This window comes from Caldimonas hydrothermalis (assembly GCF_056746695.1).
Genome location: NZ_JBWQXA010000006.1, coordinates 27665 through 53228 on the forward strand (window position 1 = coordinate 27665; position 25564 = coordinate 53228).

The window sequence follows — 25564 nt, forward strand, 5'->3', positions numbered from 1 at the left end:
CCCATGCGCATCCTGCTGGTGGAAGACGAACCCGAGCTGGCCCGCTGGCTGGCCAAGACGCTGGCCCGGCACGCTGGCATCGTCGTGGATTGGGCCGACGATGGCGCGCTGGCCGACCGTCGCCTGGCCACCGAAAGCTTCGACGCCGTGGTGCTCGACCTGGGCCTGCCTGGCCTGGACGGCCACGGCGTGATCTCGCGCATGCGCGAGCGCGACGACCGCACCCCGGTGTTGGTGCTCACCGCCCGCGACTCGCTGGCCGAACGCGTGGGCACCCTGCACGAGGGCGCCGACGACTTCCTGCCCAAGCCCTTCATGGTGGAGGAACTCCAAGCACGCCTGATGGCCTTGGTGCGGCGCGCCCGCGGCAAGGAGCACCCGCGTCTGGCCTGCGGGCCGCTGCATTTCGACCCCGCAACCCAGCGCTTCACCGTGGGTGCGGAAAGCCTGTCGTTGTCACCACGCGAGCATGCCGTGTTGCGTGCGCTGATCCAGAAAAGCGGCGAGCCGCTGAGCAAGCAGCACATCCTCGACCGGGTGTTCGCCGACGAGGCCGACGTGAACCTCGAAGCCGTCGAGGTCTACATCCACCGGCTGCGCAAGAAACTGGCTGGCAAGGGCGTGCACATCCTGACCCTGCGCGGCCTGGGGTACTGCCTGGAAGCCGACTCGCCGTGAAGCGGACCCGCAGTCTGAAGTCGGCCCTGCTGTGGTGGCTGGTGCCGGGCCTGGCGCTCATCATGGGTGGCACGTTGTGGCTGTCCAACCAGTGGTTGCGCGACCAGGTCGATACCGCGTACGACCGCGCCTTGGCCGGCGCCTTGCGCGCCATCGATCTGAACGTGTCCACCGCCAGCGGCGGGCTGGCCGTGGAGCAGCCGTTCTTGCTGCTGGAGTTCTTCGAGCTGACCACCAATGCGCGCGTGTACTTTCGCGTCTCCACCGAAGACGGCCTGGCTGAAATCGGCAGCCCTTTCCTGCCGCTGCCGCACGAGCCCCTGATCACCGGCGAGCCGCGCTTTTACTACGCCATGCACGAGGACACACCAGTGCGCGTGGCGGCCATGGCGCGCTTGGCCTCGCCGCCGCTGCCCAACAATCCGGGCACCCGCATCATCGTGCAGGTGGCCGAAAGCCTGGGCACACGGGAGGTGTTCTTGCACCATGTGTTGCGCCGCTCCGTCGAGCGCGATCTGCTGGGCATCGCCATGAGCATGGTGCTGCTCATCAGCGGCGTGGTGATGACGCTGCGGCCGCTGACCCGCCTGCAACACGATCTCGAGGCGCGGCCGGCCGACGACTTGCGGCCCATCGACGACAAAGACCTGCCCTCTGAGGTGCGCCCGCTGGTGGCAGCAGTCAATCGCCACATGGCACGCTACGCCGAGATGGCGCGCACACAGCAGCAGTTCCTCGACGATGCGTCTCACCAGCTGCGCACCCCCTTGAGCGTGCTGCGCACCCAAGTGGATTTCGCGCTGCGCGAAAGCGACCCGGACGAAGTGCGCCGCGCTTTGCATGCCATGCACGAGGGGCTGGACCGCGCGGTGCGCATGGCCAATCAGATGCTGGCCCTGGCGCGCGCCCGTGAAGCCTCGCTGGCCGAAGGAGGCCTGGCCGTCGAGCCCGTCGATCTGGTCGAGCTCGCCCAGGGCGTGGCGCGCCAGCTGCTGCCCCAGGCCCGAACCAAGCGCCTGGACTTCGGGGTGGACACGCCACCCGCCGCGGTGCCGGTGCGCGGCAGCGAGTGGCTGCTGCGCGAGGCCCTGCTCAACCTCGCAGACAACGCGATCCGCTACACCCCTGCCGGCGGCGCCATCACGCTGCGCGTGTGCAGCGACACGCGCCACGCCCTGCTGCAAGTGGAAGACCAAGGGCCCGGCATGAGCGCGCACGACATCGAACGCGCCGGCGTGCGCTTCCGGCGCGGTCAGGCCGGCAAGCAACAGGCCGGCGCCGGGCTCGGCCTGGCCATCGTGCACACCATCGCCCAGATGCACGGTGCCCAGTTGCGCCTGGAAAGCCGCGAACCACCCCCCGGCCTGCAGGCGACCCTGGTGTTTCCCCTAGGTCCTGCTCCTACCGCTGAAAGCCGGCCGAAAGCTGCGACTTCTTAGCCTTGGCCTGTCCGTCGTGGCGGCTGTGAGCCGCCGATTCACCACCTTTTAGGAGACAGACCATGACCTCACGATTGCGCATGGCCGCCTGGGCCGTGATCGCCACCACCGCGCTGAGCTTCGGTGCCGTCGCACAAGCCGAACCGGCCCGCCCCGAATGCGTGGCCCCGGCCCAGCCCGGCGGCGGCTTCGACCTGACCTGCCGCCTGGCCCAAAGCGCTCTGGCCGACAGCGGCGCACTCAAGGCCCCGCTTCGCATCTCCTACATGCCCGGCGGCGTCGGCGCGGTGGCCTACAACAACATCATCACCCAGCGCCCGGGCGAGGCGGGCACCATCGTGGCCTTCTCCGGCGGCTCGCTGCTGAACCTGGCCCAGGGCAAGTTCGGCAAGTACAGCGTCGATGACGTGCGCTGGCTGGCCGCCGTGGGCGCCGACTACGGCGTGGCCATGGTGCGCGAAGACTCGCCCTACAAAGACCTCAAGGGTCTGATGGCTGCGCTCAAAGAAGACCCGAGCAAGATCGTGCTGGGTGGCGGCGGCTCGGTGGGCAGCCAGGACTGGATGAAGGCCGCGCTCACCGCCAAGGCCGCCGGCGTGGACTACAAGCGCATGCGCTATGTGGCCTTCGAAGGCGGCGGCGAGGTGCTCACCGCCTTGCGCGGCGGCCACATCCAGGTGCAAATGGGCGATGCCTCCGAAGCCGCCCAGGCCCTCGAAGGCGGCGCCCCGGTGCGCGTGCTGGCCGTCTACAGCAAAAAGCGCCTGCCCGGCCGCTTGTCAGCCGCCCCCACCGCCATCGAACAAGGCTTCGAGATCGACTGGCCCATCATCCGCGGCTTTTATGTCGGCCCCAAGGTGTCCGACACCGACTACCAGTGGTGGGTCGCCGCCTTCAGCAAGGCCATGAGCGCCCCCGGCTTTGCCGCCTTGCAGCAGCAGCGTGGCCTCTTCCCCTTCGACATGGTGGGCGCCGAACTCGACCGCTTCGTGAAGGAGCGCACCCGCGCCTACGCCGAACTGGTCAAAGACTTCGGCCTGTCCAAGTAAGCCCTCACGCCACTCGCCGCGCTCACGCCCCGTGAGCCGGCGGGCCCCTGCCGTACCGGGAGTGCTCCCATGATCCTCAACGACCGCGTGCTGGGCGCTTTCGCCCTGTTGTTTGCCGCCTTGCTTGCTTGGCAAGGCTGGGGCCTGGAGGCCCCTTTTTCGTATGAACCCGTCGGCCCGCGCGCCTTCCCGCTGCTGCTGGCCGGTGTCATCGCCCTGTGCGGCCTGTGGCTGCTGCTGCGCGGACGCGAGCGCGCCGAGCCGAATCCGCCGGGGGCCAATGCGCGCATTGCCGCGATGGCGGCCCTGGTCGCCGGCTATGCGCTGGTGTTCGCATACCTGGGCTTCATCGTGGCCACCACCTTGATGGCCGCCTTCGTCGGGCGCCTGTTCGGGGGGCGCTGGCACCACTGCGCCATCGGCGGCGTGGGCTTGGGGCTGGGCCTGTACCTGCTGTTCGACAAGGTCTTCGACGTGGTCCTGCCCACGGGTCTTCTCAGCTTCGGGAGCTGACATGGATGTCCTTCAACACCTGGGGCTGGGCTTTGGCGTAGCCTTCTCGCCGATCAACCTGCTGGTGGCGGCCATTGGCGCCTTCCTGGGCACCATCGTTGGTGTGCTGCCGGGCCTGGGGCCCATCAACGGCGTAGCCATGCTCGTGCCCATCGCCTTTGCGATGAACCTGCCGCCGGAGACGGCCCTCATCTTGCTGGCCGCCGTCTACGTGGGCGCCGAGTACGGCGGGCGCATCACCTCCATCCTGATCAACGTGCCCGGCGAGGCCGCCTCGGTGATGACCACGCTGGACGGCTACCCGCTGGCACGCCAGGGCCTGGCCAGCGTGGCGCTGTCGCTGTCGGCCTGGGCCTCGTTCATCGGCTCCTCCGTGGCCATCCTGGGCGTGGCCGCTTTTGCACCGCTGGTGGCCAAATGGGCCCTGGCCTTCGGCCCGGCAGAGTATTTCGTGCTGATGGTCTTTGCCTTTTGCGCCTTGAGCAGCCTGCTGGGCGACAAGCCCGTCAAGGGCGCGCTGGCCGCTGCCATCGGACTGGCGATCGCCAGCGTGGGCGTGGATGCCAACTCGGGCGTCTACCGCTACACCTTCGACCTGCCGGAGCTGGCCGACGGCATCGACTTCGTCGTGGTGGTGATCGGCCTGTTTGCCATCGCCGAGATGCTGCAGATGCTGGAAAACCTGCTCACCGGCCAGAAAGTCGAGGTGCCCCCGGGGCAGCGCAAGCTCTTCAACTGGAAGGAGCTGCGCTTGACCTGGTGGACGACGATCCGTTCCTCGCTGATGGGCTTCGGCATAGGCGTGCTGCCCGGTGCCGGCGCGAGCGTGGCCTCGGCCGTGGCCTATGCCAACGAGAAGCGCCTGCACGAAGGCAAGGACCCGGACGCGAAGTTCGGCCAGGGCGACCTGCGCGGCCTGGCCGCGCCCGAGGCCGCCAACAACAGCGCGGCCACCGGCTCCTTCATCCCCATGCTCACACTGGGCGTGCCTGGTTCGGGCACCACCGCGGTGATGATGGGCGCGCTCACGCTCTACAACATCACCCCCGGCCCGGTGCTGTTCGATGCCCAGCCCGCCCTCGTGTGGGGCCTCATCGCCTCGCTGTTCATCGCCAACGTGATGCTCTTCGTGATGAACGTGCCCATGGTGCGGGTCTTCGCCTCGATGCTGGCCATTCCCGGCTGGCTGCTGGTGCCGGGTATTCTGGCGGTGAGCTTCATCGGCGTGTATGCGCTCAGTTCCAGCACCTTCGACCTGCTGCTCATGGTGGGCATCGGCATCGTCGGCTACTTCCTGCGCAAGATGGGCATGCCCATGGCGCCCATGGTGCTGGGCGTGGTGCTGGGCAACCTGATGGAGCAGAACCTGCGCCGCGCGCTGTCGATCACCAACGGCGAGCTGCACATCCTGTGGTCCAGCCCGGTAACGGTGTCGCTGTGGATCCTGGCCGCCGCCGTGCTGGTGGTGCCGCCCCTGCTGCGCAAGCGCCGCGCGCTGCGCTTGCAGCACCCCTGACACGACCACGGGATGCCGCCGGGACGCTTCCGGCGGCATCCCCCCCCGGATACCGGGGTCGAGGCTTCGCCTGCTCACCCCCAGGCCCTCCCTACAATGCCCGCGCACCCGCATACGATGCAAAGCACGGGGAGGAATCGATGTCCTGGATCGGATTGATCATTGGCCTGATAGCCGCCTGGTTTCTGGCGGCGGCGCTCGGAGGCGAAGCCGGCCTGGTGGCCCTGGGGGCCGTGATGGGGGTCCTGCTCGCGCGGCTGTACCGCCGGATCGACCTGCTGGAGCGACAGCTCAGGCTCCTGCAGCCTGCTCGGCCCACCGAAGCCGAACCTCCCGTGGTCTCACCGACGGCCACGCCCGCACCGGCGCAGCCGCCCGCGGCGCCACCCCAGGCCACCACGAACGAAGACGGATTCGAGGACTGGGCCGCAACGCCGCCCCCCATGCGGTCTCCCATGCGGTCTCCCACCCCGCCTGCCCCGCGGGCTGCGGACACACCGCCTGCCCCGCCCCTCGAACCCGACGAACGCAGCCTGGCCGTCACCACCTCGCTCGCCCAGACCGCCCTGGCCTGGCTGCGCGGCGGCAACACCATCGTGCGCGTGGGCGTGCTGATCCTCTTCCTCGGAGTGGCCTTCCTGCTGCGCTACGCGGCCGAGCACGCCTTGCTGCCCATCGAGCTGCGCCTGGCCGGCGTGGCCCTGGGCGGCCTGGGGCTCACCCTCATCGGCTGGCGCCTGCGCGAACGCCGCCGCGGCTACGGCCTGAGCCTGCAAGGGGCAGGCATCGGTGTGCTCTACCTCACCATCTTCGCGGCCTTCCGGCTCTACGGCCTGGTGCCGGCCGGCCTGGCCTTTGCGCTGCTGGCCGCCCTGTCGGCCGCCGGGGCTGTGCTGGCCGTCATGCAGCAGGCCCTGCCGCTGGCGGTGCTGGGCTTTGCCGGCGGCTTCCTCGCGCCCGTCTTCGCCTCCACCGGCCAGGGCAGCCATGTGGCGCTGTTCAGCTACTACCTCGTGCTCAATCTCGCGATCGCCTGGATCGCCTCGCGCCAGGCCTGGAAGCTGCTCCATCTGGTGGGCTTCGTGCTCACCTTCGGCATCGCCAGCCTGTGGGGCTGGCGTTCGTGGCAGCCCGAGCACTTCGCCACCACCGAGCCCTTCCTGATCGCACATTTCGCGCTCTACCTCTACATCTGCGTGCAGTACAGCCGTCAACTGCTGCGTGAAGACGCCCCCCGCGGCCTGCCGGTGGTCGATGGCGGCCTGCTCTTTGGTCTGCCCATCGTCGCCTTCGGGCTGCAGGCCGGCCTCGTGAACCACCTGCCCTATGGCCTGGCCGTGTCGGCCGCCGTGCTCTCAGGCGTGTACCTGGTATTGGGCCGCTGGCTGTGGCAGCGCAGCGGCGGGCGGCTGCTGCTGCTCATCGAGGGGCTGCTGGCGCTCGGGGTGGTGTTCCTGCTGCTGATCACCCCGCTCGCGCTGGATGGGCGCTGGACCGGCGCAGCCTGGGCCGTGCAGGGCGCCGGCATCGTCTGGATCGGCCTGCGCCAGCGGCGCTGGTGGGCCGTCGGCCTGGGCCTGGTGCTGCAGCTCGTGGCCGCGGCCCTGTTCTGGGACCACCCCGTGCGTCCCGCCGAGGCCCAACTCTTCGCCAACGCGGCGTGGCTGTCCACACTGATGCTGGGAGGGGCGGCGCTCGTGTCGGCCTGGCTGCTGCACCACCTGGCGCCCGCCACCGCGCCGGACGAGGCCTCGACCCCCGTGTGGAACCGCACCCCGCCGGCCGCGCTGCGGCAGGGTGTGCACTGGGGCCTGCTGGCGCTGGGCCTGCTGCAGTGGTTGTCGGGCCTGTGGACCGAGGTGTGGCATGCGCAATGGCCGTGGCCGAATCAGAGCGCCCAGCTCGTGCTGCTGTGGCTCGCCATGGCCGGCGGACTCGAACTCGTGCATCGGCGCTTGGCCTGGCCGGCCTTGCGTGCGCCGGCCCGGCTGCTCTGGGCGGGGGCCGCATGGGTGGCCACAGGCAGCCTGCTCGACCGGCTGTTCAGCCCTGACCTCCAGTGGGAGCAGTTCACCCGTCACGGCGGCTGGCTGGCCGTGGCCGGTGTGCTGACGGTGGGTCTGTGGCTGTTGCGCCGCCTGAACGACACCCACTGGCTGGGCCGCGCCACGCTCGCCGAACGCCTGATGCTGGCCTGGTTTGCGATGCTGCAAGGCGGGGTGCTGTTGCATGCCCTGGCCGACACGCAGATCGGCTCGCACCGGGCCTGGACGGCGCTGGCCCCCATCGTGCTGCCCACGGCCCTGGCCTGGGTCCTGCTGAGCCGCACCGGCCCCAGCCCTGCGTGGCTGCGCGGGCTGCACGGCCCCTGGCTGGCGCTGCTGGTGCTGTGGAGCGGCCTCGTCAATCTGGGCCATCCGGCCGCCATGACGCCGCTGCCTTACCTGCCGCTGCTCAACCCGGTGGACCTCGGCCATGGGCTGGCGCTGCTGTATGCCCTGCGGCTGTCGCGCCCGGCCGGCCCGACGCCCGCGTTCTGGCGGCGCCCGGTGGTCGTCCTGGCCGCGGCGGTGACCTTCTTCTGGGTGAATGCCGTGCTGGTGCGCAGCCTGCATCACTGGAGCGGCACGCCGATGTGGCTGAACGGCGCGCTGAGGAACGACACGGTCCAGATGGCGCTGACCATCCTGTGGACCCTGCTGGCGCTGGCCGCGATGCTGTGGGCCACCCGCAAAGCCGCCCCCGCGGTGGCGCGGGCCGTGTGGCTCGCCGGCGCCGCCCTGCTGGCCGTGGTGGTCCTCAAGCTCTTCTTCGTCGACCTCGCCAGCCTCGACACGCTGCGCCGCACCGTCACCTTCCTCGGCGTGGGCGTGCTGATGCTGGTGATTGGCTATGTCTCACCGCTGCCGCCGGCAGCACCCGCGCGCGAGGCCCGCCCATGATGCTGTTGCAACGCCTGGCCCCGGCGGCGGCCGCCTGGCTCTGGGCCCTGGCCGCATCCGCCACCCCCACGGCCCAGGCCCCCCTGACGCTGACGGCCGGCGAAGGCCTGCAGCGGGTGGAGATTCCGCTCGACCTGCTGCGCGCCTCCACGCGAGAGGGCTGGTCCGACCTCCACGTGCTCAACGCCCGGGGCGAGCCCGTGCCCCAGGCCTGGGCCCTGCCGCCCCCTGCGCGGGAACGCGAGCGCAGCGCCCCGTTGCCGCGCTTCGCCTGGCCCGACCCCGGCCCCGGCGGCCGGGATGACGCAGCGATGCAGGTGCAGGTCGATGCCCAGGGCGCCGTCGTGCGCATCCAGGGCCCATCCACGGCCGCCCACGAAGGCAGCGCCTCCACGCGCTGGCTGCTCGACCTCGGCCCGGACGTCCACCGCAGCGCCGAGTGGCTCGCCGCGCTCGAACTGGCCTGGGAGTTTCCCGGCGAAGGCAGCCATCTGCGCGCCCGTGTGGAAGCCAGCGCCGACCTCAAGCAATGGCAGGCCGTCACCGAGGCCGCACTGCTCGACGTGCCCGGCGTGGGCGCGGCCTCGGGCGAGCGTCTCGTTCAGCGCCGCATCGAGTGGCCGGCGGCCGCCCCGGCGCTGCGCTATCTGCGGCTGAGCCTGCAGCCCCCCGCCCGGCTGACCGGGGTGCAGGCCCTGTGGCGCACCCGCGAGGCCAGCGCGGCCAGCGCGACCACCGCGCTGCGCTTCGAGCCCGAGGCTGGCACGAATCCGCCCCGCGCCTGGTCGCTCGACCTCGGCGGCGCCGTGCCCCTGCAGGAGCTGCGGCTCGCGCTGCCGCAGCGCAACAGCGTCGCCAGCCTGGTGCTCGAACAGCGCGCCCAGGACGAAGCATCCTGGCGCGCGGTGGCACGCTTCACGGCCTACCGGCTCGACCGCGACGGCCAGGAATGGCAATCGCCCCCGGTGCGCTGGACCGCTGCGCCCGCGCGCCACTGGCGATTGCGCCTGGAAGAGCGCAGCCCGGCACTGGGTGCCGGCGCCCTGGAGGCCAGCGCCGTCTGGACCCCACCCCAGTTGGTGTTCGCGGCACGCGGCGAGCCGCCCTTCCGACTGGTGGCCGGCGGGCCCGTCGCCTCGTCACTGACGCTGCCGCAGCTCCTGCCGGGCTATGAAGCCGGACAGGAGTACCGCCTGCCCCAGGCCGTGGCGGGCCCGGTGACCCTCACACCGGCCACGCCGCTGAGCTGGCGCGAACGCCTCGCCCAGGCCAGCGCGGCCGACTGGCGGCGCTGGGCCCTGTGGGCCGTGCTGGCCCTGGCCGTGATCGCGCTGGCGCTGCTGGCCAGGCGGCTGATGCGCGACATCCAGCCGCCGTCCTAGAGGGGATCGGGCAGCAGCGGCAGGCCGTGCCGCTGGCGCGCGCGGTTGCAGCGCTCGTTGTGCTCGCCCTGCTCGCCATGCCAGTTGAATTCCCGGCACGGCGAGGGCCGCCGCGCATAGATGCGGCACGACACCGAGCGGCCGATCTCACCGTCCAGGGCGGTGCAGCGCGGCGTGGTGCGGTCGGTGCCACGCATCGCCAGGCGCATCGGTGCCACCGGCGTGGTCAGCGCCGCAGGCACGGTGCCGCCAGGATGCTCGTCCGACTCGCCCCAGTAGAACGACACGCGAAAGCTTGCGCAGCAAGCCCCGCAGTCCAGGCAAGGCGAGGGCTGGGCCGCAGCCCCACCGGCGGGCGCAGACTCAGACCTTGAGCAGGTGCTCCCGGTAGTAGCGCAGCTCATCGATGGACTCATGGATGTCGGCCAAGGCCGTGTGCTTCTGAGCCTTCTTGAAGCCCCCCAGCACCTCGGGCTTCCAGCGGCGCGCCAGCTCCTTGAGCGTGCTCACGTCCAGGTTGCGGTAATGGAAGAAGGCCTCCAGCTCGGGCATGTGGTTGGCGAGGAAGCGGCGATCCTGGCAGATCGAGTTGCCGCACATCGGTGAGGTGTTCTTCGGCACGTAGCGCTTCAGGAACTCGATCACGTCGTGCTGGGCTTGTTGCTCGTCCACCGACGAGGCCTTGACCCGATCGATCAGGCCCGACTTGCCGTGCGTGCCCTTGTTCCAGGCATCCATCGCGTCGAGCACCGCATCGCTTTGATGAATCGCATAGACCGGTCCTTCCACCCGTTGCTGCAGCTGAGCATCGGTGACGACCACCGCCACCTCGATGATGCGGTCGCGCTGCGGGGACAGACCGGTCATCTCCAGGTCGATCCAGACCAGGTTGGAGTCGCTGTAGGCCAGCGCCACCGCGTCGGAAGGGGGGGTGTTGTCGGTGTCATTCATCGGGGTGTCCATGCCATCTCCTGTGCTGGGGCGCGATTTTCGGTGATTCGCCCAAGGTCTTGCCGCCAGCCTACACTGTCGCCCCATGCAATCCGACACACTGGCCTGGCTTTTCGCCGCCTTCCTCGTCGCCAACCTGGCGGTGAAGTTCTGGCTCGCCTCCAGACAGATCCGGCACGTGGCCCGCCACCGCGACACCGTGCCGGCCGGCTTTGAGGCCACCATCCCCCTCGAGGCCCACCGCCGCGCGGCCGACTACACCATCGCCAAGACCCGCTTCGGTCTGCTGACCAGCGCCTTCGGAGCGGCCGTGCTGCTGGGCTGGACGCTGCTGGGGGGCCTGGACGCGCTCAACGTGGCCGTGCGCGATGCCGTGCAGCCGGCCTTCGGCGATCTGGCCTACCAACTGGCCCTGCTGGCCGCGGTGGCCGTCATCGGTGCCGTGCTCGACCTGCCCTTCGATGCCTGGGCCACCTTCCGCATCGAACAGCGCTTTGGCTTCAACCGCATGAGCTGGGGCCTGTTCCTGGGCGATCTGGCCAAGGGGGCGCTGGTCGGCACCCTGATCGGCCTGCCACTGGCCGCCGTGGTGCTGTGGCTGATGGGGGCCGCCGGTGCGAGCTGGTGGCTGTGGGCCTGGGCCGTCTGGGTGGGCTTCAACCTGCTGATGCTGGTGCTCTATCCCACGCTCATCGCCCCGCTGTTCAACAAGTTCGAGCCGCTGGCCGACGAAGCCGTGCGCCAGCGCGTGCAAGGGCTGATGGCACGCTGCGGGTTTGCGGCCAAGGGCCTGTTCGTGATGGACGGCTCCAGGCGCAGCGCCCACGCCAACGCCTACTTCACCGGCTTCGGGGCCGCCAAGCGCGTGGTGTTCTTCGACACCCTGCTGCACAAGCTCTCGCCCGGCGAGGTGGAGGCCGTGCTGGCGCACGAGCTGGGTCACTTCAAGCGCCGCCATGTGCTCAAGCGCATGGTGGGCCTGTTCGGCCTGAGCCTGTTGGGCTTTGCGCTGCTGGGCTGGCTGTCGGGTCAGGCCTGGTTCTACACCGGCCTGGGCGTGCAGCCCAACCTGGCGGCCCCCAACGACGCCCTGGCCCTACTGCTCTTCATGATGGCCGGCCCGGTGTTCGGCACCTTCCTCTCGCCGTGGATGGCCGCCGTCTCGCGCCGCCACGAATACGAGGCCGATGCCTATGCCTGCGCCCAGGCCAGCGGGCGCGACCTGTCCAATGCGCTGCTCAAGCTTTATGAGGACAATGCCGCCACGCTGACGCCCGACCCCTGGTACGTGCGTTTCTACTACTCCCACCCGCCGGCGGTACAACGCCTGGCGGCCATGCGGGCCCTGACCCGAGACCTCACTGCCTCCACGCCATGAACCCCCTGCTGACCCAGAAATGCAAGCCCCTCGACGGCGGCCAAGCCATGAGCGACAACGAGATCCAGGCCTACCTGCGCCAGGCTGAGGGCTGGACCCTCAAGGAGGGCGCGATCGAGAAGACCTACGGCTTCAGGAACTACCACGAGACCCTGGCCTTCGTGAACGCGCTGGCCTGGATCGCCCATGCCGAGGACCATCATCCGGACCTGCTGGTCAAGTACAACACTTGCCAGGTGCGCTTCAACACCCATTCCGTGGGCGGCATCTCGATCAACGACTTCATCTGCGCAGCCAAGGCCGACGCCTTGCTCGCCTGACCCGCCTTGGTCCAGCGAGCCGAACTCGATCTGGGGCTCGTGGTCGCCAGCCACGGCCGCCACTACGTCATCGAAACCCCCGAGGGCCGGCGCCTGACCTGCCACCCCCGCGGCAAGAAGAGCGACTGTGTGGTCGGCGACCGCGTGCGCTGGCAGGCCACGCTGTCGAACACCGGCGACCAGGGCGTGATCGAGGCGCTGGAGCCGCGCCGCAACCTGCTGTATCGCCAGGACGAATGGAAGACCAAGTCCTTCGCAGCCAATCTCGACCAGGTGCTGCTGCTCGTGGCCAGCGAGCCCGTCTTCAGCGAATCCCAGCTCAGCCGCTCGCTGATCGCCGCCGAGCACGCCGGCATTGCGGCCCACATCGTGCTCAACAAGACCGACCTGCCCCAGGCCCAGTCCGCCCGTGAGCGCCTCGCCCCCTACCGCGCGATGGGCTACGAGGTGCTGGAGCTGTCGCTCCAGGCCCGCCCCGACGAGGCGCGGGCCCTGCTCGGGCCCCGCCTGCAGGGCCGCACCAGCTTCGTGATGGGGCCCTCCGGCACGGGCAAGAGCACGCTGGTCAACCTGATGGTGCCCCAGGCCCAGGCCCAGGTGGGCGAGATCTCGCGGGCCCTCAACTCGGGCCGCCACACCACCACCGCCACCCAGTGGTACTGGCTCGACGACACGCGCACCAGCGCCCTCATCGACTCCCCCGGCTTTCAGGAATTCGGCCTGCGCCAGATCGAAGCGGCCCAACTGAGCGCCTACATGCCCGACCTGCGCGAGCACGTGGCCGGCTGCCGCTTCTACAACTGCACCCACCTGCACGAACCCGGCTGCGCCGTGCGCGCGGCCGTGCAGGCCGGGCACATCACCGAAAGCCGGTACCGGATCTACACCGAGATCCACGAGGAACTGAGCCGGCAGCGCTGGTAGTCTGCAGCGGCATCCTCGTTTTGCGCATATCCATCCGCGCATTGCTTCGTTCCCCGTATGAGGGAAGCTTCCTAGCATCGAGGCCATTCCCATGGCTTCCGATCAGGCCCCCTTCATGTCGCTCTTCCACCGTCTTCGCCTCCTGGCCGCCGGGCTGGCCCTGGCTGCCGCCGTCCCCACGGCCTTGGCCAGGGACGTCACCCTGCTCAACGTCTCCTACGACCCCACGCGCGAGCTCTACGCGGATTTCAACAACGCCTTTGCCGCCCACTGGAAGGCCAAGACCGGCCACAACGTCACCGTGCGCCAGTCCCATGGCGGCTCGGGCCGCCAGGCCCGCTCGGTCATCGACGGGCTGGATGCCGATGTCGTGACCCTGGCGCTGGCCTACGACATCGACGAACTGCATGCCAAGGCCAAGCTCATCCCCGCCGACTGGCAAAAGCGCCTGCCCAACAACAGCTCGCCCTACACCTCCACCATCGTCTTCCTGGTGCGCAAGGGCAACCCCAAGGGCATCAAGGACTGGGACGACCTCGTCAAGCCCGGCATCGCCGTCGTCACGCCCAACCCCAAGACCTCCGGCGGTGCCCGCTGGAATTACCTGGCCGCCTGGGGCTATGCCTTGAAGAAGCCCGGCGGCAACGAAGCCAAGGCGCGCGAGTTCGTCACCGCTTTGTTCAAGAACGTGCCCGTGCTCGACTCCGGGGCCCGCGGTGCGCTCACCACCTTCACCGAGCGCGGCATCGGCGACGTCTTCCTGTCGTGGGAGAACGAGGCCTTCCTGGCCGTGAAGGAACTGGGGCCGGACAAGTTCGACATCGTCGTGCCATCGGTCAGCATCCTGGCCGAGCCGCCGGTCACAGTGGTGGACAAGGTGGTGGACCGCAAGGGCACCCGCGAGGTGGCCACCGCCTATCTCGAATTCCTCTACTCACCGCAAGGCCAGGACATCGCCGGGCGCCACTACTACCGTCCCGTCGATCCGGCCGCCGCGAAGAAATACGCCTCGCAGTTCACCAAGGTCTCGCTCTTCACCATCGACGAGGTGTTCGGCGGCTGGACGAAGGCCCAGGCCACCCACTTCAACGACGGTGGTGTCTTCGACCAGATCTTCACCCGGCGCTGAGCGCTCGCCATGGTCTTCTCGCGCCTGCTGCTCAAGCGCCACAGCGTGCTGCCCGGCTTCGACCTGGCGCTGGGCTTCACCCTGCTCTATCTGAGCCTGGTGGTGCTCATCCCGCTGTCGGCGGCCTTCCTCAAGACCTTCACGCTCACCTGGAGCGCCTTCTGGGAGGCGGTGAGCAGCCCGCGCGTGGTGGCCTCCTACCGGCTGACCTTCGGCGCCTCGCTGGCCGCCGCGCTGGTCAACGCGGTGTTCGGCTTCATCGTGGCCTGGGTGCTGGTGCGCTACCCCTTCCCCGGCAAGCGCGTGGTCGATGCCCTGGTGGACCTGCCTTTCGCGCTGCCCACCGCGGTGGCGGGCATCGCGCTCACGGCGCTCTATGCCCAGAACGGCTGGATCGGCCAGTGGCTGCCCTTCCAGGTGGCCTTCACGCCGCTGGGCGTGTTCGTCGCGCTCACCTTCATCGGCCTGCCGTTTGTGGTGCGCACCGTGCAGCCGGTGCTCGAAGACCTGCACCAGGAGCTGGAGGAAGCGGCCGCCACGTTGGGGGCGAACCGCTGGCAGACCTTCTCGCGCGTGATCCTGCCCCTCGTCGCACCCGCGCTGCTCACCGGCTTTGCGCTGGCCTTCGCGCGGGCCCTGGGCGAATACGGCTCGGTGATCTTCATCGCCGGCAACATGCCGATGATCTCCGAGATCACACCGCTGCTCATCGTCACCAAGCTGGAGCAGTACGACTACGCCGGCGCCACCGCGATTGCCGTCGTGATGCTGGTGGCCTCCTTCGTGCTGCTGCTGATCATCAACCTGCTGCAGGCCTGGGCGCGGCGCCGCCAGGGCCAGGCCGGCTGAAGGAACACGCCCAATGTCTGCCCTTCCCTTGAACCCGGGTGCCCTGGCGGCCCCGAAGAGCCATCGGCGCGCCACGGAGGAGGCGCCCTGGGTGCGCTGGGCCCTGATCGGGGTCGCGCTGGGCTTTCTCACGCTGTTCCTGTTCATCCCGTTGGTCACGGTCTTCGTCGAGGCCTTGCGCAAGGGCTGGGAGGTGGCCGCGGCCGCCGTGGTCGAACCCGATGCGCGCGCGGCGATCCGGCTGACGCTGCTCACCGCCGCGATCGCCGTGCCGCTGAACCTGGTGTTCGGCGTGGCCGCCGCCTGGGCGATCGCGAAGTTCGACTTCCGCGGCAAGAACGTGCTGCTCACGCTCATCGACCTGCCGTTTTCGGTGTCGCCGGTGATCGCGGGCCTGATCTATGTGCTGGTCTTCGGCCTGCAGGGCTGGTTCGGCGAATGGCTGCGCGACCACGACCTGAAGGTGATCTTCGCCGTGCCCGGCATCGTGCTGGCCACCGTCTTCGTGACCTTCCCCTTCGTGGCGCGCGAGCTCATCCCGCTGATGCAGGCCCAGGGGCAGGAGCAGGAGGAAGCCGCCCGTGTGCTGGGGGCTTCGGGCTGGCAGATCTTCTGGCGCGTGACCCTGCCCAACGTGAAGTGGGCGCTGCTGTACGGCGTGATCCTGTGCAATGCGCGCGCCTTCGGCGAGTTCGGCGCGGTCTCGGTGGTCTCGGGCCACATCCGCGGCGAGACCAACACGATGCCGCTGCACATCGAGATCCTCTACAACGAATACCAGTTCGCCGCCGCCTTTGCCGTGACCTCGCTGCTGGCGATGCTCGCCCTGGTGACGCTGGTGCTGAAGTTCCTGGTGGAGCAGCGGGTGAAGGGCGAGAAGACCCTGGCGCAAGACGGCCGCTGAGTCAGATCTCGAAGCTCGTGCCGGGCTCGGCCGCCATCGCCTGCTCGACCACGGCGCGGGTGAGCGTGGGCGCAAACGATTCGATGAAAGCGTACACATAGCCGCGCAGGACGGTGCCGCGGCGAATCGCCAGCTTGGTCATGTTCATCGCGAACAGGTGGCGCGCGTCGATGGCCCGCAGATGGCGGTCACGCTCTTCGTCGTAGGCGATGGAGGCGACGATGCCCAGGCCCAGGCCGAGCTCCACATAGGTCTTGATCACATCGGCGTCCATGGCTGTGAGCACGATGTCGGGCTTCAGGCCGGCGCGCTGGAAGGCCTCGTCGATGTGTGCGCGGCCGGTGTAGCCCTCTTCGTAGGTGACGATGGGGTGGCGGGCGATGCGCTCCAGCGTGACCGGTCCGCCCTCGAGCAGTTCATGCCCCGGCGGCACCAGCAGGCAGTGCGTCCAGCGGTAGCACGGCAGGGCCACCAGGTCCTCGTAGCGCGTCAACGCCTCGGTGGCGATGCCGATGTCAGCCTCGCCCTTCAGCAGCATCTCGGCCACCTGTCGGGGCGAGCCCTGGTGCAGGTTGAGCGTGACCTCGGGAAAGTGCTGGCGGAACTCGCTCACCGCCGGCGGCAGCGCGTAACGGGCCTGCGAATGCGTGGCCGCGATCGACAGCCGGCCGCGCGACTGCTGCACGAAGTCGTCGGCCGCGCGGCGCAGGTTCTCCGCATCGAGCAGCATGCGCTCGATGATGGGCAGCACCTGCCTTCCCGGCGGCGTCAGCCCCGTGAGACGCTTGCCCACACGCACGAAGATCTCGATGCCGAGCTCGTCCTCCAGTTCGCGGATCTGCCGGCTCACGCCGGGCTGCGAGGTGTGCAGCCCCTGGGCCACCTCCGTCAGGTTGAAGCCCCGACGCACTGCCTCCCGCACCGAGCGCAATTGCTGAAAGTTCATGGCCGGCATGCTGGGCCGGCACGATCATTACTGCAACGAATAAAAAGTTCTTTGTTTTACCAAATAAATCATAAGGACAGCTTGCGGGCCTCAGCCCGTCAGATTCGCCAGCGTCAGGAGCGCCAGCAACAGCATCCACAGCACCACCGAGCGCCACACCAGCCCCACGATGCTGCGCAGATGGCCCAGGGTGGGCGGCAGGCCGCCGGTGTGGCCCTCGGCCTCGGTGGCGCCGACGGGAGCGCCGGCTTCGAAGGTCTTGCTGCGGTCCACGCTCAGGCCGGGCGCGCTGCTGCCGCCCAGGCGCACCCCCACGGCGCCGGCGGCAGCCGCCAGGATGATGCCGTCGCTCGTGTGCTGCCACAGCACGGCATGGCGTCGCCAACTGTCGATGGCGTCCTCGAAATTGCCCACCACGGCAAAGCCGAAAGCGGTCAGCCGCGCGGGCAGATGGTCCAGCCTGTCGAACAAGCGCTGGGCCAGGTCCATCAGGCTGGGGTTGGTGGGCACCCCCACCGTATGGCTGCGATACGTCCAGTAGCGGCTCGAGAACTCGGCCATCCGATAGAGCACCGCCCCGGCCGGCCCCAGGCCCACGGCGGCCAGCACGATGAACCAGAAGAACACGCCAAACACATGGCGGTGGGCGGCCAGCAGGGAATGCTCGATCACATGGCGCAGCAACTCGGTGCGCGGCAGTTCGCTCGTGTCCATGTGCCGCCACTCGGCGAAAAGCTGGCGGGCACGCAGCTCGTCGCCGCGTTCCAGCGCATCGCGGATGTCGGTGAAGTAATGGCTGAACTGCCGGAAGCCCAGCGTCAGGTACAGCACCGCCACGTTCCAGGCCAACGCCACGAGCAGGCTGTGCCGGGCGATCGAGAGATGGATGCCAAAGGCCAGCAGCACAGGCACGAGCACCGTGACGGACCATACCGCCCAGGCATGCACCGGCCGGCCGGCGTCGAAGTTGCGGCCTGCCCAATGGACCCAGCCGACCAGCGTGTCATGGATGAGGTTGCCGCCGCGCAGGGGTTTCAATTGCTCCAGCAGCAGCGCCAGCAGGACGGAGAAGAAACTCATGGCCGGCATGATAGCGGCCGCCCACTCGCTCTACGCTGCCAGGAAGCGATAGAAATTGCGCAGCATCGCCGCGGTCGCTCCCCAGATGAAGTAGGGCTTGTCGCGGCCCGGCGGCTGCCAGGGCATCGAGAAGAACTCCCGCCGCTCGCCTTCGAACTCCACCGCATGACGCTGGTGGTGGGCCGGGCACATCAGGAAGGCCAGCGGCACCTCGAAGACCTCGGCCACCTCGCTCGGATCGACCCGCAGCTCGAAGGGGGGCTGCACCAGCGCCACGACCGGCGTCACCAGGAAGGCGGTCACCGTCTTGTACAGGGGCAACTGGCCGATGACCTCCACATGCCGGCGTGCCAGACCCACCTCCTCCTCGGCCTCGCGCAAGGCGGTGTCGGCCGGATCCCGGTCGGCGGGCTCGCAGCGCCCGCCGGGAAAGCTGATCTGGCCGGGATGGTCGCTCAAGTGCTCGGTGCGCTGCGTCAGCAGCACCGTCAGGCCTTGCGGGCGCTGCACCAGCGGCACCAGCACCGAGGCATGGGCCGGCGTGCGGGCGAACAGGCGGCGCTCGGCCAACACCTCGGGCTCCCAGGCCGGCGGACGGGCAAAGCGCTCGCGCAGGGCCTGCGGGGTCAGGCGCTCCTCGGCCACCGGCGGCAGGTGGGCATCGACCCCCACCACCGGGAAGGCCTGGGGCTCACGGATGAGGGCCATGGTTCAGGCTTGCTAACGAAAAGCCGCCTGGGCGGGTCGACGCGCAGGCGGCTCGGGGGCGTTGCAGGGCAACGTGCCAGATCAGGACAACTTTTCCTTGATGCGGGCCGACTTGCCGCTGCGCTGGCGCAGGTAGTACAGCTTGGCACGGCGCACGTCGCCGCGACGCTTGACCTCGATGGAGGCGATCAGCGGGCTGTAGAGCTGGAACGTGCGCTCCACGCCTTCACCGCTGGAGATCTTGCGCACGATGAAGCTGGAGTTCAGGCCGCGGTTGCGCTTGGCGATCACGACGCCTTCATAGGCCTGCACACGCTTGCGGTTGCCTTCGACGACGTTGACGTTGACGATCACGGTGTCGCCGGGGGCAAACTCCGGGATGTTCTTGTTCAGGCGAGCAATTTCTTCCTGCTCGAGCGTCTGGATGAGGTTCATGGTCACTCCAAGGATCGTGCGCGGGGTGGGTTGGTGGTCAGTCTTGGCGCCCCGGCTTGACCGTCGAGGCTGTCCCGGCAGAGGATCGAAAAGCTGCTAATTATAGCCCAAGCGAGGCCAGGTAGCGCTCGTCCTCGGGGCTCAGGCGCCCGGCGGATCGCGCTGCGGCGATCAGGTCGGGGCGGCGCTGCGCCGTCAGGCGCAGCGATTGCTCGCGCCGCCAGCGGGCGATACGGGCGTGGTGGCCCGACAGCAGCACCGCCGGCACGGCCACCGGTCCGTCGGGCGTGTCCAACACCTCGGGGCGGCTGTAGTGGGGGCAGTCGAGCAGCCCGTCGCTGAAGCTGTCCTGCTCGTGTGAGGCCGGGTCATTCAGCACCCCGGGCTGGAGCCGGGCCACGCCGTCGAGCAGGGCCAGCGCCGCGATCTCGCCGCCGGAGAGCACGAAGTCGCCCAGGCTAAGCTCCAGGTCCACGTGGCGGTCGATGAAGCGCTGGTCCACACCTTCGTAGCGGCCACACACCAGGATGGCCCCGGGCCCGTCGGCCCATTCGCGCAGCAAGGCCTGGTCGATGCGCCGGCCGGCCGGCGAGAACCACACCACTGGTGCACTCGCGACGCCCGCCGTGCTGCGGCGCTGCCGCACAGCCGCCAGGGCCCGCTCCAGGGGCTCGACCAGCATCACCATGCCTGGCCCGCCGCCATAGGCGCGGTCGTCCACCCGGCGATAGGCATCCTCGGCGAAGTCGCGCAAGGGCCACAGGTGCACATCCACCTGGCCGGACTCATAGGCGCGGCGCGTCACACCCTGGGTCAGAAAGGGGGCGAAGAGGTCCGGGAACAGCGTGACGACGTCGAAGCGCATGGACGGGCTCGCGCTTCAGTAGTCCAGGCCCCAATCGACGAGGATGCGGCCGGCCGCCGTCTCGACCTGATCGACATAGGCCGACACGAAGGGGATGAGCCGCTCGGCCGGCGGATCGGCGGTGTCATCCACCACCCTCAGGATGCTGTGGGCCCCGGTGTCCATCAGGTCGGCCACGCGGCCCAGGGTGTACCCCTGGCGGTTCACGACGGCCAGGCCGATGAGATCGACCCAGTAGTACTCGCCTTCGTCGGCGGTGGGGAAGCTGGCACGCGAGACAAAGATGCGCGCGCCCTTGAGGGCTTCGGCGGCGGTGCGGTCAGGCAGTTCCCGGGCCTGGGCCACGACCGCGTCGCCGTGCTCGCGCGCCGCGGTGATGCGCAACACGCGCGGCACGGGCCGCACGCCGGGCCGGGGTGCCTCAGGGGGCTGAAGGAACCAGCGCCGGGCGGTGAACAGGGCCTGCGGATCGGTGGAATAAGGCAGGACCTTGATCCAGCCCTTGATGCCCCAGGCATCGAGCACGCGGCCCACCTCCACCGCGTCCGAAGGCCAGGCAAGATCGTCGTCGGCCAGGGCACTCATCGGGCAGGCGGCAGCAGACCGTGCGGCCGCAGGGGACTCAGGCGGCGGCCTTGGCCTGCTTGATCAGGCGGGCGACCGTGGGCGAGACCTGGGCGCCATGGCTGACCCAGTAGTCCACGCGGTCATGCGCCACGCGCAGGGCCTCGGCCGCACCGGAGGCCACGGGGTTGTAAAAACCCACGCGCTCCAGGAACCGGCCGTCACGGCGGTTGCGGGCATCGGCCGCCACGATGTTGAAGAAGGGGCGCTTCTTGGAGCCGCCACGGGAAAGACGAATCACGACCATGCTGTGTCCTTGTACCCAGCCTGCGCGGATTCCCCGGCCACTGGAGACACTCAGGGCTGTCGGGAGGGGCGCAAGGCCAAGCGTATCGAATGTTCCGCCCCGACGCCGTAGATACGCCGGCCACCCAGCCAAGCCAGCGTCGAGAACCTGAAATTATAGCGGGTTCAGGCCGCGGAGGTCGAGACCGGGGCCTCATCGACGCCGGGCACCCGCCTCACCTGCGGCGCCATCGGCCCGCCCGCGGTACAGTCGCGCCCCATGACGACACCCCCCGAGGCTGCGGCCCCTGCCCCGGCAGGGCCCTACAAGTCCAAGACCCTGGCCACCTGGATCGCACTGATCGCGGGCTGCCTGGGTTTGCACCGCTTCTACCTGCACGGCCTGCGGGACTGGCTGGGCTGGCTGCACCCTGTGCCCACGGCGCTGGGGGTGATCGGCGTGCAGCGCATGCTGGCGTTCGGCCAGGACGACCGTCTGTCCTGGCTGCTGATCCCGCTGCTGGGGTTGATGGTCTCGCAGGCGATGCTGATGGCCATCCTGTACGGGCTCACGCCGGATGAGAAGTGGAATGCCCGCTTCAATCCGCAGGGCCCCGAACACCGCACCGGCTGGGCCGTGGTGATCGGCGTGATCGCCGCGCTGATGATCGGGGCGGCCGTGCTGATGGCCACACTGGCCTTCAGCTTCCAGCACTACTTCGAACTGCAGGTCGAGGCGGCCCGGAAGATCAGCCAGTGAAGCGCCGCCCTCACGAGCGGAAGATGAAGTAGACGGCCGCCACCAGACACAGCCCCGCCCAGACGAAGTCCCACTTGAAGGGCACCTTCATGTAGAGCATCGCAAACGGCACGAAAACGGTGAGCGTGATGACTTCCTGCAGGATCTTGAGCTGAGGCAGCGTGAACACGCCGCTGCTGTAGCCGATCCGGTTGGCCGGCACCTGCAGCAGGTACTCGAACAGCGCGATGCCCCAGCTCGCCAGGGCGGCGATGTACCAGGGCTTGGCCGCCAGGTCCTTCAGGTGGGCGTACCAGGCGAAAGTCATGAAGACATTGGCCACCGTCAGCAAAGCGATGGTCTGCAGCGACACCGGCAGGGCGTGGGCACTCATGGCGATCTTTCAAAGGGCGTCCGTCAGGCGTTCGATGCCCTGGTCGGGCAAGCTCTCCAGCAAGAAACGCACCGTGCCCCGTCCCGGGATGACGAGCCCGGGCGCCAGGTCGGCCAGCGGGGCCAGCACGAAGGCGCGTTCGTGCAGGCGCGGATGGGGCAGCACGAGCTCGGGCCCGGCGAGCTGCAGCGCGTCCATCAGCAGCAGATCCAGGTCCAAGGTGCGCGGGGCGTTGCGGTAGGGGCGTTCGCGCCCGTGGGCCTGCTCCAGCGCCTGCAGGGCGTGCAGCAGCGCCAACGGGTCTTCGGCGGTGTCGAAGGCGACGACCGCGTTCAGGTAGTCGGGGCCGTCGGCATCGAGCGGCCGGGTGCGGTAGACCGGCGAGGCCGACCAGCCCGACACCCCGGGGCGCACACGCAGTGCCGCGGCCGCCCGTCGCAGGCCGTCCAGCGGGTCGCCCAGGTTGGCGCCCAGTCCGACGTAGGCACGGCGCATGGCAGGGCGCTCCGGTCAGTCGGCGTTGCCGGTGGCCGGGGCTGCTGCAGCGGCGCTCTTGCGGCGGCGACGCCGGCGCTTGCGCGCCGGTGTTCCGTCCTCGCCCGGGGGGGCCGCCGGTGCGCCGGCGTCGTCCCCCTGGGCCGCGGCCTCGCCAAGGGCCTCGGGGCGCGCCGGCTTGCGGCGGCCGGGGCTGCGCCGTGCGGGTGCCTGTTGCTCGCGCACGGCCTCCAGCAAGCGGCGCCGGCCGGCCTCGTCGGCCTGGGAGAACTCCTCCCACCAGCGGGCCAGGGCCGGGTCGATCTCGCCCGCGTCGGCACGCAGCCGGAGGAAGTCGAAACCGGCCCGGAAGCGCGGCTGCTCCACCAGCGTGAAGGGACCGTTGCCGCTGCGCCGCTCGAAGCGCGGCTGCATCATCCAGATCTCGCGCATGTCGGCCGCCAGCTTGCCGCGGCCGGAAATGTCGCCGATGCGCGCATCGAAGACCTCGTCGATGGCCAGGCCCAAGGCCTGGAAGGCCGGTTGGCCCTGCGCCTGGTGGCGCTGCCAGCGGTCCAGCACGTCGTGCCAGAGCATGCACGCGAGCATGAAGCTGGGGGCCACCGGCTTGTCCTCGGCCACGCGGCGATCGGTGTCGGCCAGCGCGAGCTGCACAAACTTCTCACGCCCGTCGTGCTTTTGCTGCTCGTCGAGCACCACATCGAGGATGGGGAAGACACCGCGATGCAGGCCGTGCTTGCGCAGCTCCTGCAAGCTGGCCAGGGCGTGGCCGGTCTGCAGCAGCTTGATCATCTCGTCGAACAGGCGCGAGGCCGGGACGTTGTCGAGCAAGGGGGCCATGCGCTGGATGGGCTCCCGCGTCTTGGGCTCGATCTCGAAGCCCAGCTTGGCGGCAAAGCGCACCACGCGGATGATGCGCACCGGATCCTCGCGGTAGCGGGTCTGCGGGTCGCCGATCATGCGCAGCAGGCGCTTCTTCGCGTCGGCGATGCCGCCGTGGTAGTCGACCACGATCTCGCGCTGCGGGTCGTAGTACATCGCGTTGATCGTGAAGTCGCGGCGTGCAGCGTCCTCGATCTGGGGGCCCCAGACGTTGTCGCGCAGCACCCGCCCGCTGGCATCCACCACGTGACTTTTGTCGGCGATCTGCGACTTCGAGGTCTTCTCGTTGCCCTGCACCTGCTCGGCAGCCGCAGCGTCGAGGTAGGCGCGGAAGGTGGAAACCTCGATCACCTCGTGGTCACGCCCGCGGCCGAACACCACGTGCACGATGCGAAAGCGCCGGCCGATGATGAAGGCGCGCCGGAACAGCGCCTTGACCTGTTCCGGCGTCGCATTGGTGGCCACGTCGAAGTCCTTGGGGCGCAAGCCCAGCAGCAGGTCGCGCACGGCACCGCCGACGATGTAGGCCTCGTAGCCCGCCTCGGTGAGCGTGCGCACCACTTTCACCGCACGCTCGTCCACCAAGGACGGGTCGATGCCGTGTTCGGACTTGGGCACCTCCACACGGCGGCCGAGCGCCGGGGCGCCGGGCCGGGGAGCGGCCTGCTTGCCGCCGGACTTGCCCAGCAGCTTGTCGATCAGCTTCTTGATCATTCGAAGAGTTTCAGTATGCGCCAGCCCCGCTCCCGGGCCAGGGATTCCAGCGCGGGCGACGGATTGGTTGCCACGGGGTCGCTGGCACGCTCCAGCAGGGGAAGATCGTTGGGCGAGTCGCTGTAGAAGCTCGTACGCTCGAACTGCGACCACCCAGCCCCCAGGCCGGCCAGCCACTGGTCGACGCGGGTCACCTTGCCTTCACGGTAGGACGGCACACCGTGGATGCGGCCCGTGATGGTACCGCTTGCGTCGCGTTCCAGCTGGACGGCCAGCAGGTGGTCCACACCGAAGGCCGCGGCGATCGGGGCGGTGACGAATTCATTGGTGGCCGTGACGATGGCCACCAGGTCGCCGCGCGCCTGATGCTCGCGCACGAGGGCCAGCGCCCTCGGATGCAGCACCGGCCGCACCACTTCCTGGACGAAGCGCTGCTGCACCGCGCGCTGCTCGTGCGCCGGGCGCCGGCGCCAAGGCGCGGTGCTGAACTCGATGTACTCGGCCAAGTCCAGGCAGCCGGCCTGATACTGGGCGTAATAGTGATCATTGCCCCGCCGGAAGGCCTCGCCGTCGGCCCAGCCGATGCGCACCATGAACTCGCCGAAGGCATGGTCGGAATCGATCGGCAGCAGGGTGTGGTCCAGGTCGAACAGGCACAGATTGCGGGGCGTCGTCACAAGGCCTCCTCGGCCAGCATGCGTTTGAGCAAAGGGATGGTCACGCCGCGCTGCTGCGCCAGCGCGAAGCGGTCCAGGCGGTCGAGCAGGCCCATCAGGCTGCCCAGGTCGCGCTCGAAGCGGGTCATCAGGTAGCCCATCACCTCGTCGGACAGGAAGATGCCGCGCCGGTCGGCCTCGTGCCGCAGGGCCGCGCGGCAATGTTCCTCGGGCAGGGGCTGCAGATGGAAGACGGGGCCCCAGCCCAGGCGGGTGCGCAGGTCTTCGCGCACGGCCAGGTCCACCGGCGGCACGGCGCCGGCCGCCACGACCTGCTGACCCACCGCCGCGGCCTGAGCGAACAACGCGAAGGCGGCATGCTGGCGGCCGGCATCGAAGGCCTGCACGCCGTCGAAGACCACGCCGCGCCAAGCCTCGTCGTGCTCCCAGGGCAAGGGGGTGGTCGCATCGAACCAGCCCACGCGCCCGCCCGGGGCGCTCACCGCCTCGGTCCAGGCGCGCAGCAGGTGGGTCTTGCCCGTGCCCCGGGCGCCCCAGAGGTAGACGGGGGCCCCGGCAGCCGGCGCGCTCGCCAGCGCGCGCAGGTGCGCCACCACGGCCTCGTTGCCAGGCGTATGGAAGTTGTCGAAGCTGCAGGGTTCGGCGGGCCCCAGGCCCAGGGGCAATTGCCTCATGGACGCGCGCACGGCGGCAGGCAAGGACGGAACGTCATCATGGGTTCGCAGGGGACTGAACATCGCGGGCGGCCCACTCCACGCCTTGAGCGTTCGGGCCGGCCGGTAAAATCCGGGCAAATTCTATCGGGC

The 25564-nt window shown here is 69.4% G+C and carries 28 protein-coding genes; 14 read left to right on the top strand and 14 right to left on the bottom strand.

The window, feature by feature from the left end; all coding sequences use genetic code 11:
- The first annotated feature begins 3 nt into the window (after window positions 1-3).
- From AC1ECW_RS09210 to AC1ECW_RS09240, 7 genes are all read left to right on the top strand, one after another.
- Window positions 4-678, top strand: a complete 675-nt coding sequence (locus AC1ECW_RS09210; protein WP_409704826.1) for a response regulator — start codon at window positions 4-6, stop codon at window positions 676-678.
- A 62-nt stretch (window positions 679-740) separates the two neighbouring features.
- Window positions 741-2117 (top strand): sensor histidine kinase, encoded by a 1377-nt coding sequence (locus tag AC1ECW_RS09215; RefSeq protein ID WP_481201747.1) that lies wholly within the window; start codon window positions 741-743, stop codon window positions 2115-2117.
- A gap of 62 nt (window positions 2118-2179) precedes the next feature.
- On the top strand, window positions 2180-3166 hold the full coding sequence (locus AC1ECW_RS09220) for a Bug family tripartite tricarboxylate transporter substrate binding protein (protein ID WP_409704641.1): 987 nt from the start codon (window positions 2180-2182) through the stop codon (window positions 3164-3166).
- Window positions 3167-3235: 69 nt separating this feature from the next.
- On the top strand, window positions 3236-3679 hold the full coding sequence (locus AC1ECW_RS09225; protein ID WP_409704643.1) for a tripartite tricarboxylate transporter TctB family protein: 444 nt from the start codon (window positions 3236-3238) through the stop codon (window positions 3677-3679).
- A 1-nt stretch (window position 3680) separates the two neighbouring features.
- Window positions 3681-5195 carry a tripartite tricarboxylate transporter permease gene (locus tag AC1ECW_RS09230; protein WP_409704645.1) on the top strand — a complete coding sequence of 505 codons (1515 nt, stop codon included), beginning with the start codon at window positions 3681-3683 and terminating at the stop codon, window positions 5193-5195.
- Window positions 5196-5335: 140 nt separating this feature from the next.
- Window positions 5336-8137, top strand: a complete 2802-nt coding sequence (locus AC1ECW_RS09235) for a DUF2339 domain-containing protein (protein ID WP_481201691.1) — start codon at window positions 5336-5338, stop codon at window positions 8135-8137.
- Window positions 8134-9519, top strand: coding sequence for a DUF3999 family protein (locus AC1ECW_RS09240; RefSeq protein ID WP_481201692.1), 1386 nt, complete (start codon window positions 8134-8136; stop codon window positions 9517-9519). Before AC1ECW_RS09235 ends, AC1ECW_RS09240 begins: the two co-directional genes overlap by 4 nt.
- Here the strand turns inward: AC1ECW_RS09240 and AC1ECW_RS09245 are convergent.
- Entirely contained in the window at window positions 9516-9839 is a 324-nt protein-coding gene (locus tag AC1ECW_RS09245; protein ID WP_481201748.1) for a YkgJ family cysteine cluster protein, read from the bottom strand. The two genes, AC1ECW_RS09240 and AC1ECW_RS09245, sit on opposite strands and share 4 nt — an antisense overlap.
- 43 nt (window positions 9840-9882) lie before the next feature.
- Window positions 9883-10482, bottom strand: coding sequence for an oligoribonuclease (gene orn / locus AC1ECW_RS09250; RefSeq protein WP_409704651.1), 600 nt, complete (start codon window positions 10480-10482; stop codon window positions 9883-9885).
- Between the two features lie 73 nt (window positions 10483-10555).
- On the opposite strand from orn, the gene AC1ECW_RS09255 reads away from it, so the two are divergent.
- The 6 genes from AC1ECW_RS09255 (at window position 10556) to cysW (ending at window position 15974) form a co-directional block, all read left to right on the top strand.
- Window positions 10556-11848: a M48 family metallopeptidase gene (locus tag AC1ECW_RS09255; RefSeq protein ID WP_409704653.1), complete on the top strand. Its 1293-nt coding sequence runs from the start codon at window positions 10556-10558 to the stop codon at window positions 11846-11848.
- The gene (locus AC1ECW_RS09260; RefSeq protein WP_409704655.1) at window positions 11845-12168 is read left to right on the top strand and encodes a 4a-hydroxytetrahydrobiopterin dehydratase; all 324 of its coding nucleotides are present in this window, start codon (window positions 11845-11847) and stop codon (window positions 12166-12168) included. The genes AC1ECW_RS09255 and AC1ECW_RS09260 overlap by 4 nt, the downstream gene beginning before the upstream one ends.
- Before the next feature lie 6 nt (window positions 12169-12174).
- Window positions 12175-13092: a ribosome small subunit-dependent GTPase A gene (rsgA, locus tag AC1ECW_RS09265; RefSeq protein WP_409704657.1), complete on the top strand. Its 918-nt coding sequence runs from the start codon at window positions 12175-12177 to the stop codon at window positions 13090-13092.
- 91 nt (window positions 13093-13183) lie between these two features.
- Complete coding sequence (locus AC1ECW_RS09270) at window positions 13184-14221, top strand: sulfate ABC transporter substrate-binding protein (protein ID WP_409704659.1); 1038 nt, start codon at window positions 13184-13186, stop codon at window positions 14219-14221.
- A 9-nt stretch (window positions 14222-14230) separates the two neighbouring features.
- On the top strand, window positions 14231-15070 hold the full coding sequence (gene cysT, locus AC1ECW_RS09275) for a sulfate ABC transporter permease subunit CysT (RefSeq protein WP_409704661.1): 840 nt from the start codon (window positions 14231-14233) through the stop codon (window positions 15068-15070).
- A 13-nt stretch (window positions 15071-15083) separates the two neighbouring features.
- On the top strand, window positions 15084-15974 hold the full coding sequence (gene cysW, locus AC1ECW_RS09280; protein ID WP_481201693.1) for a sulfate ABC transporter permease subunit CysW: 891 nt from the start codon (window positions 15084-15086) through the stop codon (window positions 15972-15974).
- A gap of 1 nt (window position 15975) precedes the next feature.
- On the opposite strand, the gene AC1ECW_RS09285 is transcribed toward cysW, so the two are convergent.
- The 7 genes from AC1ECW_RS09285 to rpsP all read right to left on the bottom strand — a co-directional run bounded on the left by AC1ECW_RS09285 (window position 15976) and on the right by rpsP (window position 20879).
- Complete coding sequence (locus tag AC1ECW_RS09285) at window positions 15976-16920, bottom strand: CysB family HTH-type transcriptional regulator (protein WP_409704665.1); 945 nt, start codon at window positions 16918-16920, stop codon at window positions 15976-15978.
- Between the two features lie 90 nt (window positions 16921-17010).
- Window positions 17011-18000 (bottom strand): CobD/CbiB family protein, encoded by a 990-nt coding sequence (locus AC1ECW_RS09290; protein ID WP_409704667.1) that lies wholly within the window; start codon window positions 17998-18000, stop codon window positions 17011-17013.
- Window positions 18001-18030: 30 nt separating this feature from the next.
- A complete protein-coding gene (locus tag AC1ECW_RS09295; RefSeq protein ID WP_409704669.1) occupies window positions 18031-18708 on the bottom strand; it encodes a CoA pyrophosphatase in 678 nt (225 codons plus the stop codon).
- An 81-nt stretch (window positions 18709-18789) separates the two neighbouring features.
- A complete protein-coding gene (rplS, locus tag AC1ECW_RS09300) occupies window positions 18790-19143 on the bottom strand; it encodes a 50S ribosomal protein L19 (protein WP_409704671.1) in 354 nt (117 codons plus the stop codon).
- Window positions 19144-19243: 100 nt separating this feature from the next.
- A complete protein-coding gene (gene trmD, locus AC1ECW_RS09305; RefSeq protein WP_409704673.1) occupies window positions 19244-20008 on the bottom strand; it encodes a tRNA (guanosine(37)-N1)-methyltransferase TrmD in 765 nt (254 codons plus the stop codon).
- A 15-nt stretch (window positions 20009-20023) separates the two neighbouring features.
- Window positions 20024-20593 (bottom strand): ribosome maturation factor RimM, encoded by a 570-nt coding sequence (gene rimM, locus AC1ECW_RS09310; protein WP_409704675.1) that lies wholly within the window; start codon window positions 20591-20593, stop codon window positions 20024-20026.
- 37 nt (window positions 20594-20630) lie between these two features.
- The gene (rpsP, locus tag AC1ECW_RS09315; RefSeq protein WP_409704677.1) at window positions 20631-20879 is read right to left on the bottom strand and encodes a 30S ribosomal protein S16; all 249 of its coding nucleotides are present in this window, start codon (window positions 20877-20879) and stop codon (window positions 20631-20633) included.
- Window positions 20880-21137: 258 nt separating this feature from the next.
- Between rpsP and AC1ECW_RS09320 the strand changes: the two genes are divergently transcribed.
- A complete protein-coding gene (locus tag AC1ECW_RS09320) occupies window positions 21138-21617 on the top strand; it encodes a TM2 domain-containing protein (protein ID WP_409704679.1) in 480 nt (159 codons plus the stop codon).
- 10 nt (window positions 21618-21627) lie between these two features.
- On the opposite strand, the gene AC1ECW_RS09325 is transcribed toward AC1ECW_RS09320, so the two are convergent.
- From AC1ECW_RS09325 to hda, 5 genes are read right to left on the bottom strand one after another with little or no spacing between them, the layout of a single operon-like run.
- Window positions 21628-21990: a DMT family protein gene (locus AC1ECW_RS09325; protein WP_409660456.1), complete on the bottom strand. Its 363-nt coding sequence runs from the start codon at window positions 21988-21990 to the stop codon at window positions 21628-21630.
- Window positions 21991-21999: 9 nt separating this feature from the next.
- Complete coding sequence (gene folK / locus AC1ECW_RS09330; protein WP_409704681.1) at window positions 22000-22485, bottom strand: 2-amino-4-hydroxy-6-hydroxymethyldihydropteridine diphosphokinase; 486 nt, start codon at window positions 22483-22485, stop codon at window positions 22000-22002.
- 15 nt (window positions 22486-22500) lie between these two features.
- Complete coding sequence (gene pcnB, locus AC1ECW_RS09335) at window positions 22501-24081, bottom strand: polynucleotide adenylyltransferase PcnB (protein WP_481201694.1); 1581 nt, start codon at window positions 24079-24081, stop codon at window positions 22501-22503.
- A complete protein-coding gene (locus AC1ECW_RS09340) occupies window positions 24078-24758 on the bottom strand; it encodes a histidinol-phosphatase (protein ID WP_409710713.1) in 681 nt (226 codons plus the stop codon). Before AC1ECW_RS09340 ends, pcnB begins: the two co-directional genes overlap by 4 nt.
- Window positions 24755-25432, bottom strand: coding sequence for a DnaA regulatory inactivator Hda (gene hda, locus AC1ECW_RS09345; RefSeq protein ID WP_481201695.1), 678 nt, complete (start codon window positions 25430-25432; stop codon window positions 24755-24757). The genes AC1ECW_RS09340 and hda overlap by 4 nt, the downstream gene beginning before the upstream one ends.
- Window positions 25433-25564 lie beyond the last annotated feature (132 nt).

Excerpts from the sequence above, each read along its gene's own strand:
- AC1ECW_RS09210 (WP_409704826.1), top strand. The coding sequence starts at position 4 with ATGCGCATCCTGCTGGTGGAAGACGAACCCGAGCTGGCCCGCTGGCTG.
- AC1ECW_RS09215 (WP_481201747.1), top strand. The coding sequence starts at position 741 with ATGGGTGGCACGTTGTGGCTGTCCAACCAGTGGTTGCGCGACCAGGTC.
- AC1ECW_RS09220 (WP_409704641.1), top strand. The coding sequence starts at position 2,180 with ATGACCTCACGATTGCGCATGGCCGCCTGGGCCGTGATCGCCACCACC.
- AC1ECW_RS09225 (WP_409704643.1), top strand. The coding sequence starts at position 3,236 with ATGATCCTCAACGACCGCGTGCTGGGCGCTTTCGCCCTGTTGTTTGCC.
- AC1ECW_RS09230 (WP_409704645.1), top strand. The coding sequence starts at position 3,681 with ATGGATGTCCTTCAACACCTGGGGCTGGGCTTTGGCGTAGCCTTCTCG.
- AC1ECW_RS09235 (WP_481201691.1), top strand. The coding sequence starts at position 5,336 with ATGTCCTGGATCGGATTGATCATTGGCCTGATAGCCGCCTGGTTTCTG.
- AC1ECW_RS09240 (WP_481201692.1), top strand. The coding sequence starts at position 8,134 with ATGATGCTGTTGCAACGCCTGGCCCCGGCGGCGGCCGCCTGGCTCTGG.
- orn (WP_409704651.1), bottom strand. The coding sequence starts at position 10,482 with ATGGACACCCCGATGAATGACACCGACAACACCCCCCCTTCCGACGCG.
- AC1ECW_RS09255 (WP_409704653.1), top strand. The coding sequence starts at position 10,556 with ATGCAATCCGACACACTGGCCTGGCTTTTCGCCGCCTTCCTCGTCGCC.
- AC1ECW_RS09260 (WP_409704655.1), top strand. The coding sequence starts at position 11,845 with ATGAACCCCCTGCTGACCCAGAAATGCAAGCCCCTCGACGGCGGCCAA.
- AC1ECW_RS09270 (WP_409704659.1), top strand. The coding sequence starts at position 13,184 with ATGGCTTCCGATCAGGCCCCCTTCATGTCGCTCTTCCACCGTCTTCGC.
- cysT (WP_409704661.1), top strand. The coding sequence starts at position 14,231 with ATGGTCTTCTCGCGCCTGCTGCTCAAGCGCCACAGCGTGCTGCCCGGC.
- cysW (WP_481201693.1), top strand. The coding sequence starts at position 15,084 with ATGTCTGCCCTTCCCTTGAACCCGGGTGCCCTGGCGGCCCCGAAGAGC.
- AC1ECW_RS09285 (WP_409704665.1), bottom strand. The coding sequence starts at position 16,920 with ATGAACTTTCAGCAATTGCGCTCGGTGCGGGAGGCAGTGCGTCGGGGC.
- AC1ECW_RS09290 (WP_409704667.1), bottom strand. The coding sequence starts at position 18,000 with ATGAGTTTCTTCTCCGTCCTGCTGGCGCTGCTGCTGGAGCAATTGAAA.
- AC1ECW_RS09295 (WP_409704669.1), bottom strand. The coding sequence starts at position 18,708 with ATGGCCCTCATCCGTGAGCCCCAGGCCTTCCCGGTGGTGGGGGTCGAT.
- rplS (WP_409704671.1), bottom strand. The coding sequence starts at position 19,143 with ATGAACCTCATCCAGACGCTCGAGCAGGAAGAAATTGCTCGCCTGAAC.
- trmD (WP_409704673.1), bottom strand. The coding sequence starts at position 20,008 with ATGCGCTTCGACGTCGTCACGCTGTTCCCGGACCTCTTCGCCCCCTTT.
- rimM (WP_409704675.1), bottom strand. The coding sequence starts at position 20,593 with ATGAGTGCCCTGGCCGACGACGATCTTGCCTGGCCTTCGGACGCGGTG.
- rpsP (WP_409704677.1), bottom strand. The coding sequence starts at position 20,879 with ATGGTCGTGATTCGTCTTTCCCGTGGCGGCTCCAAGAAGCGCCCCTTC.
- AC1ECW_RS09320 (WP_409704679.1), top strand. The coding sequence starts at position 21,138 with ATGACGACACCCCCCGAGGCTGCGGCCCCTGCCCCGGCAGGGCCCTAC.
- AC1ECW_RS09325 (WP_409660456.1), bottom strand. The coding sequence starts at position 21,990 with ATGAGTGCCCACGCCCTGCCGGTGTCGCTGCAGACCATCGCTTTGCTG.
- folK (WP_409704681.1), bottom strand. The coding sequence starts at position 22,485 with ATGCGCCGTGCCTACGTCGGACTGGGCGCCAACCTGGGCGACCCGCTG.
- pcnB (WP_481201694.1), bottom strand. The coding sequence starts at position 24,081 with ATGATCAAGAAGCTGATCGACAAGCTGCTGGGCAAGTCCGGCGGCAAG.
- hda (WP_481201695.1), bottom strand. The coding sequence starts at position 25,432 with ATGAGGCAATTGCCCCTGGGCCTGGGGCCCGCCGAACCCTGCAGCTTC.